This window comes from Bacillus sp. EB V-12, assembly GCF_056158125.1.
In genome coordinates this window covers 404271-418568 of the sequence record NZ_JBUXJL010000004.1, presented here as the reverse complement: position 1 = coordinate 418568, position 14298 = coordinate 404271, and the positions used below count along the sequence as shown (strand labels likewise).

Sequence of the window (14298 nt, the reverse complement as noted above, 5' to 3'; positions counted from 1 at the left end):
AATGACACATCCAGGGATTGCAGGAGCAACTCTTTTAAAGAAAAATTAAAAGAAGAGGGGGGACAAGTCCCTCCTTTTTGTTTACAATATAGGGATTTTATATGTGAATAGAGGTAGGGAGATTATAAGTAAGTAACAGTGGCGTTTAATAGTTCATAGAAACAAAATTAAGAGGAGCAGCAATATAATCAACATCACTTTTAAGTTAGTTAACATTGTTATCGTGTCCGCTATTTGGTTACTTAATACTTTAATTCATGTTTTTACCAATTATTTATTACCTCAAAATGCAAAGTTTTTGAAAATAACTATTTTAGATGTGAGATGAAAATAGGGGATAGATACTTAGCATTTAATAAAAAAAGATAAGATTACGAAATGTAATCTTATCTTTTCATTAAGAATAATGAATTGTAGCTTTAAGGCTTCAGAATGACTTTTATACAGTCGTCTTCACGATTATTAAAAATCTGATAACCATAACTCGCTTCTTCAAGGGGAATTTTGTGTGTAATAATCTCTTTTGGATCAAATTCTTTATTTGTTATTTTTTCAAATAGTTCCGGCATAAAATGAATGACAGGTGCTTGTCCCATTTTAAGATTAATATTTCTAACCCAAAATGCACCGAGTGGAAAGGCGTTATAATTGCCACCATAAACGCCGGTCATTTGAACCGTTCCATATTTTCTTACGGCTTTCGTAGCGATTTGAATAGGACCGAGAGTTCCACCTTGTAATTTTAATTTTTGTTCCAGAAATTCTAGAGGCGATTTTTTTCCATCCATCCCCACACAATCAATAACTACATCAGCACCGCCATGTGTAATTTCCTTTAAATGTTCTCCCATATCGGGGAATTTTGTAAACTCAAATACCTCAACATTGTTAATCTTTTTTGCATAATTCATCCGATAATCTAAGTAATCCACTGCAATTACACGTTTAGCACCTTGCATCCAAGCGAATTTTTGTGTCATTAATCCAACAGGTCCACAACCAAGGACGATAACAGTATCACCTGGCTTAACGCCTGCGTTTATTACACTCCAATAGGCTGTTGGTAAAACATCTGATAGAAATAGTAGGGATTCATCTTCAAGTTCGCATGATTCCGGTATAACAAATGGAGTAAAATTACCAAATGGAACTTTTAAATATTCTGCTTGTCCTCCTGGATGATTACCAAATTTCTCTGTATAACCAAAGTATCCACCAGAATCGTAATGAGGGTTTGAGTTATCACATTGACTTTCCATTTCATGTTGGCAATAGAAACAATGTCCACAAGAAACGTTGAAGGGGATGACAACACGATCGCCTTTTTTCACTTTAGTGACATCTGGCCCGACTTCTTCAACGATTCCCATTGGTTCATGGCCGATAATGTATCCTTGAGGTAAGGGCATGTTGCCTTGATATAGATGTAAATCAGAACCGCAAATAGCGGTTGAAGTAATTTTTACAATAATATCATCTTTTTTCTCTAATTTTGCATCATCCACTTGTTTAACCTGTACTTGGTTTGGTCCTTGATAGGTTACAGCTTTCATCTCATATCTCCTTTTGAATTATGTCTCAAAACATAATTTTATTTAATCTCTTGGTGAAATAGAAATCTTTCTTTTATTTACTGAAGGGAATTAGAAAGTATACATAGTGTTGTTATGAAAGTATGTTATATCAGTTATTCTTTCTTATATGTTTTGCCCTACTTTAAGAAAAAAATCAATTTTTATTCATAATCTAATTTCCATAAAAAGGATAATTATTATTTCATAATTTGTAGCATATTAAAAACATCGGAGGTGAAACAATATGGGAAAAAATAATAGTGGAAGTCGTAATGAAGTATTAGTTCGAGGCGCTGAACAAGCTCTTGATCAAATGAAATATGAAATTGCACAAGAGTTTGGTGTGCAACTTGGTGCAGATACAACAGCTCGTTCAAACGGATCTGTTGGTGGTGAAATTACAAAACGTTTAGTAGCAATGGCAGAACAACAACTTGGTGGTAGAGCTAACCGCTAAGTAAATTAGCTTAAAATATAGCAAATATGTAAATCAATTTCTTTTGTGTATTCATAAAAATAAAAAACCTTATATTAAACAGATTCTCACTCAAAGATTATTGATAATCTTCTTTCATAATCTTTGAGTATTTAATTTGTAAACTACTTTCCTAAACAATAAACACGCAGTGTTGGAAAGGTGTTTTCCATGCATAGTAGAAAATCTTTTGCAGGAAAAAGCATACTTAAAAATTTGATTTCAATATTGAAATCAATATTTATTATGATATTTTCGAAAGGTAGGAATTTAAAAATGGGTATATTAAGTGGAAATCCTCAAAATGAACCTTTACATTACGGAGAAGTATTTGACATTTGGAGTTATCTTCTTGCTGCACAGGGTGCAATTGCAAGCCATCAAGTGTTTATGAATCACACAGGTGATGAAGATTTGAAGAAGTTTTTAGAAGGCTTAATTGAAAATGATATGAATTCGGAAATAGAAGAATTAAAAGCTCTTTTAAAGATTAATGGGGTCGCTTTACCGCCTGCTCCTCCAGAACGACCAGTTGCATCTATCGAAGACATTCCTCCTGGAGCACGTATTAATGATGTTGAAATTGCTGCAGCTGTTTCTACAGGATTAGCAGCTGGACTTGTGACATGTAGTCAAGTAATGGGAAAATGTCTTCGAGAAGATGTAGGTATGCTATTCGGACAATTTCATATGAAAAAAGCGCAGGCAGGTGTAACTCTGCTACGTTTAAGTAAGAAAAAGGGATGGGTAGTTCCACCTCCATTACATGTAAGAAATTCTGACCAAGCGTAATAAACAAAAATAAAAAAGTGGCGTTGGCCACTTTTTTATTTTTTAGATGTATCCTTAAGCTTGGATTTATTTATTGTGGAAGAATCCATATATTCATCTGATATCTCCATAGCGTATTTATCATGGTGAATATGATTATGTTCTCTTAATTCATTGTCATTACGCAGTACTAACTTCTGCATATAAATATGGAAGAAAACTTCTATTCCGCCAATAATTAAAGCAGCTAAAAATGAAGTAAATCCAATATTATGAGTAGCATCTAAATTAGTAAACAAGGATGTTAATAACCAAATTCCAAAGAAGCTTAAACCGAAATCTGCCATTGTAGCAATCCCATTTCCGTATTTAGGTAAAATGAAGAGATCTCCGATTAAATAGGCAGTTCCCGTAAGGAAAAGAGAAATTAATAATACTCTAGGAATTGAAATGCCTTGAAAGATACTGAGCATGATTAGCAATACTGCAGTTATCGCTGTGTATTTAATTAATAAGGCAACAATATGTTTCATTATTTTCCTCCATTGTTTAAATGTATATGGAATACAATATTTCATTAAAAACGGATTATGCTTTTATATAGCGTAACCCGTTTTAATCACCCTTTAATGGTAAGAAGTACAACCTGGGTAAGAAGCAGGCTTATACTATGGATAGTATTTGCGGAATATCGAGCTTTATTCATAAAGGGTAGTTCCATTCTTATAATAGAGATGTTGCCTAAGTACAGTTTTTTTCATATTAAACTTAATATTCTTTGGTGTTTTGATTTTGCATTATATTTTGATTCATTAATGTGAAAATAAACAAAGTATTTCCGCGTTTAATGCATCTTTTTATCTATATATTTTCCGTAATCAGGTACAGCAATTTTATCAAATTCTTGAACGAGTGTTTTGAGGCTTGTTGATAGCAATTCACCCGACATCGGTATTCCATGTCCAGTAACAGCGGTTAGAGGCTTTAACTTCTCTAGCTTAAGAACTGACTCTTTAGCGGCTTTCCAGTCTGTTGTTAAATAACGAGGCGGACCGCTTATTTCCTGTTCTTGAGTTATTACTTTATACAGATACTCCTGTTTCACTGTAACAAAAGCGTCCCCAGCGATTAAAGTTCGGTCTTTTTCTCGGAATAATGAAATATGCCCTGGAGTATGTCCTGGTGTATGAGTCCATCTAAACTCTGGCATATGGGGAACAGTTCCATCGGTAGGTAGCGTTTTTACGTTATTTCCTAAGTCAATTGGTTCGTTTGGGAACAGAGGAGACATTTTCGCTACCATACCACCTTCAACTGTAGGGTCTGGTTCTGGATAGCTTTGTTGTCCGGTCAGGAACGGTAGCTCCATTTGATGTGCATAGACGGGAACATCCCAATGCTTGATGAGTTCAATTATCCCCCCAACATGATCAAAATGACCGTGAGTTAAAATAATTGCTTTTGGGCGACTATTGGTACCAAATCGATCCTCAGCGATAGAGATAATTTCATTTGCACATTTAGGCATTCCAGCATCAACTAAAACAAAATCATTGGTATGCGGATTTCCAACAAAGCATATATTGACAATTTGAATCGTGTAACAAAATAAATCAGGTAATACTTCGATGCCGTGACCACTTTCAATTGAAGTTGCTGGAATAAACTTGTAATCACTTCCATAATTCATTTCATTGTCCAATTTTTCTCCCCCTTAATATATTTTAATACGACATTATAGTTCCCTAATCTTGAAAATTCATTTTGGCGAATTTGAGAAAAGAATTAATGTGGGATTAAAAACAATAATTTAGTCCTAGAATTAAGAGGGATTCATATCAATTTATATAAAGTGCAAACAAAAAATATTGCTTTTAAAGTCACAGATTCTACTATTTTTGAGGCGGATTTATGGCTTAATAAAAGATTTATATAAAAAAGACATAACAAAGGTCGATAGAAATCCATTATGTCTAATGATTGCTTTTCATAATCAAAGAATGTTTAAGTTTGGTGATGTAATTGAAGTGAATTAGAGGGGAAATAGAAGTGATAATCTCTTCCTAACTTAATTATATCATGTAATTTACGTTCGAAATAGACTGTTTCTTCTCATTTACTACTGTTACAATCAAGAACACATGAATAGTAAGGAGAGGTGCCAAATGAGTTCTTTCGTTCTCGATTTTCAGGAAATAGAAAAAACGCAGCTTTTTCTCGTTGGTGGAAAAGGATTGAATTTAGGGGAGTTATCCAATATTCAAGGGATACGAGTGCCAGAAGGATTTTGTGTTACAACGGTAGGGTATGAACAGGCCATCGGAAAAAATGGAGCATTTCAAACTTTGTTGAATCAATTAACAATGCTAAAAATTGAGGAACGAGATCGAATTGGTGAAATTAGTAAGCAGATTAGAGAAGTCATTATGGCGGTGGAAATTCCAGTTGATGTAGTGGAATCAGTAGCTCATTATCTCTCGCACTTTGGCGATGAACATGCGTATGCAGTGCGGTCTAGTGCTACTGCTGAAGATTTACCGTATGCCTCGTTTGCTGGTCAACAAGATACGTATTTAAATATTATTGGAAAAGAAAACATTTTGCAGCATATAAAAAAATGCTGGGCTTCTTTATATACAGATCGAGCAGTTATATACCGAATGCAAAACGATTTTGATCATGATCAAGTTTCTATATGTATTGTCGTTCAAAAAATGGTTTTCCCTGAGGCTTCAGGGATTTTATTTACTGCGGATCCAATTACTTCGAATAGGAAGGTGTTATCAATCGATGCCAGCTTTGGACTTGGCGAGGCGCTAGTATCTGGATTGGTTTCTGCCGATAATTATAAGGTAAAAGAAGACGAAATCGTCGAAAAGGTCATCGCAACGAAAAAATTAGCCATCTATGGACGAAAAGAAGGCGGAACAGAGAGGAAGAAAATTGCTCCTAATCAGCAAAAAATTCAAACACTTACTGAACAACAGATTTTACAACTAGCACGCATCGGAAGACAAATCGAAGCTTATTTTGGTTGTCCGCAAGATATTGAATGGTGCTTAGTTGATGATACAATTTATATAGTCCAAAGCAGACCGATTACGACTTTATATCCAATTCCAGAAGTAAATGATGGGAAAAATCACGTGTATATATCAGTTGGTCACCAACAAATGATGACCGATGCGATGAAACCATTAGGTTTATCTTTTTTCCTGTTAACGACTAGTGCACCTATGTGTAAAGCTGGAGGCAGGCTATTTGTTGATGCTACGCAAAGACTAGCTTCACCTGCTAGCAGAGATTACTTAATAAACACTTTAGGTAAATCGGATCCGCTCATACGAGATGCATTAACGACTGTAATTGAGCGAGAGAATTTTATTGAATTGTTATCGGATGATGAAAAAGAAAAGGATCTTAGTAAAAAAGTGCCACCTGCAAGTTCGCAACCACAACCTGAAAACGATCCGGAAATCGTTACGAATTTAATAAAGAATAGTGAATCATCAATAGAAGAGTTAAAACGAAACATGCAAACGAAATCAGGGGTGGATGTACTTGATTTTATTTTAGAAGACATTCAGCAATTAAAGAAAGTATTATTTAACTCGCAAAGTATAGCTATCATTATGGCAGGTATGAATGCTTCATCATGGATTAATGAAAAGATGGAACAATGGTTAGGGGAAAAGAATGCAGCAGATGTACTTTCACAATCTGTACAACATAATATTACATCAGAAATGGGGCTAGCGTTATTGGATGTGGCAGATGTGATTCGGCCGTATCCAGAAGTCATTACGTATTTACAGCATGTAGAAGATGACAGCTTTTTAGATGAATTAATTCAGTTTAAAGGCGGGGGAAAAGTTCGGGATGCAATCGGGGCGTTTCTAAGCAAATATGGAATGAGATGCAGCGGAGAAATCGACATTACGAAAACGCGCTGGAGTGAACAGCCAGCTACAATTATACCGATGATTTTGAATCATATAAGGGACTTTGAATATGGTGCTAGTAAACGGAAGTTTGAAGAAGGGCTGCAGGAAGCTTTGAAAAAAGAAGAAGAGCTGTTAGAGCGATTGCAGCACTTGCCGGATGGGGAACAAAAAGTAGAAGAGACGAAGAGAATGATTTGTAATATCCGCAATTTCATCGGTTATCGTGAATATCCGAAATACGGCATGATTCATCGTTATTTCATATATAAGCAGGCATTACTGAAAGAAGCAGAGAAACTTGTGCAAAATAATGTTCTGGATGAAATAGAAGATATATACTATCTAACTTTTGAAGAACTTTACGAAGTCGTCCGCACAAATAAACTAGATTATAAGATTATTCATAAACAAAAAAATGCGTACAAATTATATGAAAAACTAACACCCCCGCGTGTTATCACGTCTGATGGAGAAATCATTACAGGTAAGTACAAACGCGAAAATCTCCCAGCTGAAGCCATTGTAGGTTTGCCTGTTTCTTCTGGAGTGGTTGAGGGGAGAGCACGCGTTATTTTAAACATGGAAGACGCGAATTTGGAAGATGGAGATATATTAGTTACGGCATTTACCGATCCTGGGTGGACACCTTTGTTTGTTTCTATAAAAGGGTTAGTCACTGAAGTCGGCGGGCTTATGACGCATGGAGCAGTGATTGCACGTGAGTATGGCCTGCCAGCAGTTGTTGGAGTAGAGAACGCTACGAAACTAATAAAAGACGGGCAACGAATTCGGGTACATGGAACAGAAGGATATATTGAAGTGTTGTAGTTGTATTTTAGATAAATAAAGAAATCGTCCACTAAATATAGTGGACGATTTCTTTATGATTTTAATAGTTTTATCAACTTTCATCAATATTTTCTGAAATATTGATGAATCAGAATGTATGTTCATCTAAAACAAAGGATTTTTTCAAAAATATTACAAATTCAGACAATATATTGATAATTTTCTGAATTTTCCGTAATATATAAACGTTGTATCGTATTTAATATTGGGGAGGAATAGGGATGAAGAAAAAGCCTTTTAAAGTGCTGTCTACGCTTGCGGCGGCAACTGTGCTTAGTTGCACATTTGGGTATGGGGGTCAATCTGTTTATGCGGCAACGCCGTCTAATGGAGGAACTTTAAGTCCGATTGATGAAAATTTAATTCAAGAGGAGCGTTTAGCAGATGCGCTCAAGAAACGCGGTGTAATTAATGAATCTACGTCGAAAGAAGACACATTAAAAGCTGTTGAAAAATACGTAGAGAAGAAAAAAGGAGAAAATGCGGGAAAAGAACCAGCAGCGGGGGATAGTGTTACGAGAGAAGCGGCTGACTTTTTGAAAAAAGTTAAAGATGCAAAAGCAGATGAGAAAGAAAAAGCAGATCAACCTGCTAGTGGTCCAGTAGCGGGACAAGAGCCGGTTAAAGGGGGATTAAACGGCCAAGTACCAACTACTTCAGCGAAGCAAAAACAATATAACGGCGATGTTCGTAAAGATAAAGTTCTCGTATTGCTAGTAGAGTTTGCGGACTTTAAGCATAACAATATTGATCAAGTACCAGGTTATATGTATTCAAATGATTTTAATCCAGAACATTATCAAAAAATGTTATTTGGTAATGAGCCATTTACACTCTTTGATGGTTCAAAAGTACCAACATTTAAACAATATTATGAAGAGCAATCTGGTGGTAGTTATACAGTAGATGGCACAGTAACAAAGTGGTTGACAGTTCCTGGTAATGCGGCAGATTATGGCGCAGATGCAGGAGATGGCGGTCATGATAATATGGGACCAAAAGGACCTCGTGATTTTGTAAAAGAGGCATTAAATGCGGCTGTTGAAAGTGGTATTGATTTATCTGAATTTGACGAATACGATCAATATGACAATAATGGTGATGGCAATAAAAATGAACCAGATGGTCTGATTGATCACTTAATGGTCATTCACGCTGGAGTTGGGCAAGATGGGGGCGGTGGTAGACTAGGTGATGATGCAATTTGGTCACATCGTTGGCACCTTGGAACACCATATCCAATTGAAGGAACAAAAGCAAAAGTTGATAACTGGGGCGGTAAGATGGCAGCATACGACTACACAATTGAGCCAGAAGACGGAGCGGTTGGTGTATTCGCACATGAATTTGGTCATGATTTAGGTCTTCCAGATGAGTATGATACGAAGTACACAGGAGCAGGTGAGCCAATTAACTCCTGGTCTGTTATGAGTGGCGGTAGCTGGGCTGGTAAAATTGCAGGAACAACGCCACCGAGTTTCTCTCCGCAAAACAAAGAGTTCTTTCAAAAGAACATAGGTGGAAACTGGGCCAATATTGTAGAGGTTGACTATAATAAATTAAATCGTGGTATTGGCTATGCGACGTATTTAGATCAAAGTGTAACGAAATCAAATCGTCCTGGTCTGATTCGTGTTAACTTACCAGATAAAGAGGTAAAAGGTATTCAGCCTGCATTCGGTAAGAAGTACTACTATAGTACAAAAGGTGATAACCTTCATACAACATTAGAAACGCCAGTGTTTGATTTAACAAATGCAACAAATGCGAGGTTTGATTATAAATCAATGTATGAAATTGAAACGGATTATGACTTCCTTGAAGTACATGCAGTGAAAGAAGATGGTACGAAAACGTTAGTGGATCGAATTGGTGAAAAAAATGTGAAAAATGGTCTAGACACAACAGATGGTAAATGGGTAGATAAGTCTTATGACTTAAGCAAATTCAAAGGTCAAAAAGTAAAATTAGTATTCGAATACATTACAGATGGTGGTTTAGCGCCGACCGGTTTTACTTTTGATAATGCTACATTAACTGTAGATGGAAATGTTGTGTTCTCTGATGATGCAGAAGGCGAAACGAAATTTAAATTAAATGGTTTTGTTGTAGCAGACGGTTTTGATAAGAAGAAGCATAACTACTATTTAGAGTGGAGAAACTATGCTGGTGCTGATCAAGCGTTAAAATATAGCAGTGGTGTACCATATAATACAGGTCTGCTAGTATGGTATGCAGACTCTAGCTTTACAGATAATTGGGTTGGTTTACATCCAGGTGAAGGTTTCTTAGGAGTTGTTGACTCTCACCCAGAGGCAATTGTTGGAACACTAAACGGCAAACCAACTGTTAAAAATAGTACACGATTCCAAATCGCAGATGCTGCGTTCTCCCTTAACCAAACGCCAGCATGGAAAGTGGTATCTCCAACACGCGGAACATATGATTACAAAGGATTACCAGGTGTAACGAAGTTTGATGACTCTAAATTGTATATAAATGATTTAATCCCAGATGCAGGACGTAAATTACCGAAATTTGGATTGAAATTTGAAGTAGTTGGACAAGCAGATGATAATTCTGCAGGTGCAGTTCGTTTATATCGTTAATAATGTAGAAGCTGTTAAAGGGGAGTCCTTTCAACAGCTTTTTTTACAGAAACATAAATTTCAAGTTATTAATAAAATAATAGAAATTACTAAGCAAGCGGGCTTATTTCTTTAAGCCAGCAGCATAAAAAGGTCCATGAACTGCGATTGTTGATAAAAAGCGAGCAATCTCCTCAGGTGTTTCTTTTTGTCCATTATTTAACCATTGTTGGATGACACCTATATGTGCAGATGCCATATAAGAAGTTAAATATTCGCTTGGAACAAGTAAATTCTCCTTATTAATGAGAGGACCATTCGTATCTTCAAATAATGTTTTCCACATAAAGTCTTTCAGTTTTGTTTGGAAAGATAAATCTCCTTTCGGACTTAGTACAGCTCTCATAAAATCACTATTTTCATTTAGAAATTCAAGAATAGAAGTGATAAGTATAAATGGCATTGTTGGAGAAGGATTTGATCCAAGGTCAGCAATAACTTCCGGGAATTTCTGTTTAGCAATGCTAGAAAACTCGTACATAATGTCTTCTTGGCATTTTGTCATTAAATCAAATTTATCTTGATAGTGCGCATAGAAAGTACCGCGATTAATGTTTGCTTTCGTTGTAATATCTTTCACTGTAATGGCGTCAAAACCTTTTTCTTCAATTAGCTCCACCAATGCATTTCGTATGGCAGTTTTCGTACGAACAACACGCAAATCTAAATTATTATCGCGCAAAGCATATCCCTCCTTAATTTTACTCAACACATTTGGAAAATGTGTCTTATAACCAACACATTCACGATTTTTGATTATTGTATAAGGTTCAACTCGAACATATAATTCAAAATATAAATAAACAACACGTTGTTGGTTATTATAGATCAAATTAAGGGAGGAGAAAAGAAAATGTTTAAAAATAAACTTTTATTTTTATCACCAGTTATTGCACTACTTGTTGTTTTTATTTTTTCATTAACGTTATTTCCAACTGTTCAACCAAAGCCGAAAAACTTACCAATTGCAATTGTAAATGAGGATCAAGGTGTAGAAATTCCAAATCAACCGAAAATGAATATGGGGCAAACGATCGTTGATAACATGAAAAAAACAGCGAAATCAGAGGAAGAACCCGTAGTGAAGTGGGTAGAAGTAAAAAATAAAGAAGCCGTTCAAAAGGGATTAAACAATAAAGAGTATTACGCGGCATTAGTCATCCCGAAAGAATTTAGCGCAAAACAAGCGTCGTTACGAACGCCACAGCCATCTTCACCTGAGATAGAAATATATATTAATCAAGGAATGAATACGGCTGCATCAACTATGGCAGGGCAAATATTACAGGTGATCGTTGATAATATGAACAATAATGTTCGTACGCAAATATTAGAAGGGCTGAAAGCAAAAGGAGCTACTGTAACAACAGATCAAGCTGCGAAATTAGTAACACCTATTGTAAAGAACGTGAAAAATGTGAATGAGGTCGGCAAAAATAGTGCGAACGGTAATTCACCAATATCATTGTTCCAGCCGTTATGGATTGCAAGTTTAGCTAGTGCAGCGATTATTTTTATTGCGATTAGTAAAATGCCAGTAAGATCAAGAAAAGAAAACTTTCTGTTAAAAGTAAAACAAATCGTAACAGGAGCTATTGCGACACTTGTAATTGGGTTTGGTCTTACATGGATTGCAGATGGGATGGTAGGATTAAATATTTCGAACTTCACGGATACAGCTCTATTCTTATCCATTACTTCTTTTAGTTTCTTCTTAATGATATCTGCAGTACTATCATTAGTTGGGCTAAAAGGAATCGGTTTATTCGCTTTATTACTATTCTTCGGGGCACCGTTATTATCATTAGCACCTGAGATGTTGTCTCCGTTTTATCAAGACTGGGTTTACTCATGGTTACCAATGAAATTTATGGTTGAAGGCCTAAGAGAAATCTTCTTCTTCGGAAAAGGGTTAAGCTGGAATACACCTGTTATTGTACTCGTTTGGATTGGTATAGTAAGTATGGTTACTATATTAGCAACTGCACTCAAACGTAGTGTAGTAAAAGGGCATAAAACAGAATTGAACGCTTAAAAACAAGCCGTTTCACTAATTAGTGAAACGGCTTGTTTTTGATTTTTTCTCAATGTAAATGCCTGATTGTTGAAAAGTGTAGTGTTTAGAATTAAGGCGAAATCTCTAAAGATCGCGTACGTTCCAAACAATCTCACCACGTTCATCATCCCACGTACTGTGATGACGCTTAAATCCTATCTTTTCTAGTACCCGGAGGGAAGCGATATTCCAAGCACCTACAGTCGACCAAAGTCTTTGGCGCCCAGTAGCAATCGCCGCGTCCAGTACAACAGATGCGGCCTCAGTCGCATAACCTTTACCATGAGCGCTGCGGAACAACTCGTATGCAATCTCTGGCTCTTCAAGTGTGGAACGACCGATAATTAAGCCACAGTATCCAATGAAATCGCCTTCGTCTCTCCTTCGAATAGTGAGAAGGGAAATACCATTTTCGTCTGCCTTCTTGCGCATCTCAATAAGCCGGTTACGAACGGAGTCGAGGGTCGGCATGTCCACACCACGTTCGCCAATTAATTTTCTCATCCAAACTGAATCGGATTCCTCCCACATACTCAGGTCAAGTCGTTCGGTTTTTAGCTGGAACTCCATAGTTTTAAATAAAGATGGCATAGTGGAACCTCCTAGTTATGTCACTGAACTCATAATAGCTTCGCACCGCATCATGTTGAACCAATCGTTGATTCGCGAATTTATTTGCCTAACTCCCGCGAGAGTTTATAGCAACAGTATACAATAGTATTATTTTATGCATAATCAATTCCTTTACAAAATAGACCCTTTTCTCAAACTTTTCTTTCATTCTAAAGCCGTCCCATTAAATACACAGGCTCCTACTATTTCTAAATGCATAAAATGTTAAGCGAAAGTATGGGGGGATATGATGTATAATTCGAATTATTATGATTGGTATAGGCAGAATGATAAGTTAATTAGTGATATTGAAAAAGCTATAAATGGAGAGTATAGCGCTATAAGCTGCTATGCAAAATTAGCGAATATGGCTCCAAATCAAGTAGAACAAAAACAAATTCTTGAAATTCGTAATGATGAAATAAAGCATTTCCACCACTTTGTACAAATTTATACGAACTTAACTGGTAAGCAGCCAAAACCACAAATTACTGAAGACTGCCCAAATACGTATTTACAAGGATTAGAGTTCGCTATACAAGATGAACAAAAAACAGTAGATTTTTATTTGGAAATTTCAGATGAGACATCGGATGTACATTTGAAAGAGTTGTTACGGAGAATAGCTGCGGATGAACAAAATCATGCAGTATGGTTTTTATATTACTTCGTGAAGTCGAAGTAAACATTAAGAATGAACGACTGATGTGGTGCATATATTAAAAAATATTTTAAAACGTAGTGCAACAATTGAATGGAATATTTAAATGTAAGCAGAAGGAAACCGTTTCGCTAGTAGTGGAGCGGTTTTTTTATGATGTACTTATGTATCGACAAAATATAGTAATTACATTTCATATATAATGTATGAAACGAAAATGAATAAGTTAGGAGCAAGCATATGAAAAGAGGGATTACAGTAGATATTCTAGATGGATATGATAATTTACTTTGGAAAGTATTAAAGCCAATTGATATTACTGTATTTGATTGGCGAGTGAGGGATGAGGAGTCCTACTTAATAGCACGTGGTGAATTGGATGAGGCATTATTTCCAGAAGAACCAAGTGTAGTGGAAGGGTTAGCATTGAAAAAGTTAGTTAAAGACAACATATATTATCTTATTTTTGCAGATTTAAAAGCATATCCTAAAGGAGAAAAAGCGATAGATATTGAAACATATGAAGAGTTTAAGGAAAGTAAGTGTGAGCTAATCGTATTAGCAGTGGATGCTCAATACATACAAATTTATGTGAAAGATCAAAAAGCGATTGAATTAATGTATGAAAACGCACGGAAACAAGGATTTTATGTGAAATATGTTACAGACGAAAACGACGGTAGAACGCGTTTGTCAGTATGGTAGCAA

Annotated in this window: 12 protein-coding genes; 7 read left to right on the top strand and 5 right to left on the bottom strand. The window is 35.9% G+C overall.

Features of this window, described 5'->3' with window-relative positions; translation table 11 throughout:
* Nucleotides 1-419: 419 nt before the first annotated feature.
* Nucleotides 420-1553, bottom strand: a complete 1134-nt coding sequence (locus ACZDYH_RS17445; protein ID WP_000649085.1) for a zinc-dependent alcohol dehydrogenase — start codon at nt 1551-1553, stop codon at nt 420-422.
* 265 nt (nt 1554-1818) lie between these two features.
* Here ACZDYH_RS17445 and sasP point away from each other — a divergent pair, with 265 nt between their 5' ends.
* Both sasP and ACZDYH_RS17435 read left to right on the top strand, forming a co-directional pair.
* Complete coding sequence (gene sasP / locus ACZDYH_RS17440) at nt 1819-2031, top strand: small acid-soluble spore protein, SasP family (protein WP_000517671.1); 213 nt, start codon at nt 1819-1821, stop codon at nt 2029-2031.
* 294 nt (nt 2032-2325) lie between these two features.
* On the top strand, nt 2326-2841 hold the full coding sequence (locus ACZDYH_RS17435; RefSeq protein WP_001986359.1) for a DUF3231 family protein: 516 nt from the start codon (nt 2326-2328) through the stop codon (nt 2839-2841).
* 35 nt (nt 2842-2876) lie between these two features.
* Here the strand turns inward: ACZDYH_RS17435 and ACZDYH_RS17430 are convergent, their stop codons facing one another.
* A complete protein-coding gene (locus tag ACZDYH_RS17430; protein WP_069604368.1) occupies nt 2877-3353 on the bottom strand; it encodes a YndM family protein in 477 nt (158 codons plus the stop codon).
* Between the two features lie 311 nt (nt 3354-3664).
* Nucleotides 3665-4522 carry an MBL fold metallo-hydrolase gene (locus ACZDYH_RS17425; RefSeq protein ID WP_426938267.1) on the bottom strand — a complete coding sequence of 286 codons (858 nt, stop codon included), beginning with the start codon at nt 4520-4522 and terminating at the stop codon, nt 3665-3667.
* 463 nt (nt 4523-4985) lie between these two features.
* Between ACZDYH_RS17425 and ppsA the strand changes: the two genes are divergently transcribed.
* Entirely contained in the window at nt 4986-7592 is a 2607-nt protein-coding gene (gene ppsA / locus ACZDYH_RS17420; protein ID WP_434712292.1) for a phosphoenolpyruvate synthase, read from the top strand.
* Between the two features lie 242 nt (nt 7593-7834).
* A complete protein-coding gene (locus ACZDYH_RS17415; RefSeq protein ID WP_434712290.1) occupies nt 7835-10222 on the top strand; it encodes an immune inhibitor A domain-containing protein in 2388 nt (795 codons plus the stop codon).
* Between the two features lie 103 nt (nt 10223-10325).
* On the opposite strand, the gene ACZDYH_RS17410 is transcribed toward ACZDYH_RS17415, so the two are convergent.
* On the bottom strand, nt 10326-10943 hold the full coding sequence (locus ACZDYH_RS17410) for a TetR/AcrR family transcriptional regulator (protein ID WP_001205505.1): 618 nt from the start codon (nt 10941-10943) through the stop codon (nt 10326-10328).
* Between the two features lie 171 nt (nt 10944-11114).
* On the opposite strand from ACZDYH_RS17410, the gene ACZDYH_RS17405 reads away from it, so the two are divergent.
* Nucleotides 11115-12296, top strand: coding sequence for a YhgE/Pip domain-containing protein (locus tag ACZDYH_RS17405; RefSeq protein ID WP_434712287.1), 1182 nt, complete (start codon nt 11115-11117; stop codon nt 12294-12296).
* A gap of 105 nt (nt 12297-12401) precedes the next feature.
* Here the strand turns inward: ACZDYH_RS17405 and ACZDYH_RS17400 are convergent, their stop codons facing one another.
* Complete coding sequence (locus tag ACZDYH_RS17400; protein ID WP_001139531.1) at nt 12402-12908, bottom strand: GNAT family N-acetyltransferase; 507 nt, start codon at nt 12906-12908, stop codon at nt 12402-12404.
* Between the two features lie 271 nt (nt 12909-13179).
* Between ACZDYH_RS17400 and ACZDYH_RS17395 the strand changes: the two genes are divergently transcribed.
* On the top strand, nt 13180-13614 hold the full coding sequence (locus ACZDYH_RS17395; protein WP_000282826.1) for a ferritin-like domain-containing protein: 435 nt from the start codon (nt 13180-13182) through the stop codon (nt 13612-13614).
* Between the two features lie 216 nt (nt 13615-13830).
* On the top strand, nt 13831-14295 hold the full coding sequence (locus ACZDYH_RS17390) for a DUF2691 family protein (RefSeq protein WP_006916820.1): 465 nt from the start codon (nt 13831-13833) through the stop codon (nt 14293-14295).
* Nucleotides 14296-14298 lie beyond the last annotated feature (3 nt).

What these genes read in the sequence shown, in the direction of transcription:
- ACZDYH_RS17445 (WP_000649085.1), bottom strand. Translation starts at nt 1,553, where the DNA reads ATGAAAGCTGTAACCTATCAAGGACCAAACCAAGTACAGGTTAAACAA.
- sasP (WP_000517671.1), top strand. Translation starts at nt 1,819, where the DNA reads ATGGGAAAAAATAATAGTGGAAGTCGTAATGAAGTATTAGTTCGAGGC.
- ACZDYH_RS17435 (WP_001986359.1), top strand. Translation starts at nt 2,326, where the DNA reads ATGGGTATATTAAGTGGAAATCCTCAAAATGAACCTTTACATTACGGA.
- ACZDYH_RS17430 (WP_069604368.1), bottom strand. Translation starts at nt 3,353, where the DNA reads ATGAAACATATTGTTGCCTTATTAATTAAATACACAGCGATAACTGCA.
- ppsA (WP_434712292.1), top strand. Translation starts at nt 4,986, where the DNA reads ATGAGTTCTTTCGTTCTCGATTTTCAGGAAATAGAAAAAACGCAGCTT.
- ACZDYH_RS17415 (WP_434712290.1), top strand. Translation starts at nt 7,835, where the DNA reads ATGAAGAAAAAGCCTTTTAAAGTGCTGTCTACGCTTGCGGCGGCAACT.
- ACZDYH_RS17405 (WP_434712287.1), top strand. Translation starts at nt 11,115, where the DNA reads ATGTTTAAAAATAAACTTTTATTTTTATCACCAGTTATTGCACTACTT.
- ACZDYH_RS17400 (WP_001139531.1), bottom strand. Translation starts at nt 12,908, where the DNA reads ATGCCATCTTTATTTAAAACTATGGAGTTCCAGCTAAAAACCGAACGA.
- ACZDYH_RS17395 (WP_000282826.1), top strand. Translation starts at nt 13,180, where the DNA reads ATGTATAATTCGAATTATTATGATTGGTATAGGCAGAATGATAAGTTA.
- ACZDYH_RS17390 (WP_006916820.1), top strand. Translation starts at nt 13,831, where the DNA reads ATGAAAAGAGGGATTACAGTAGATATTCTAGATGGATATGATAATTTA.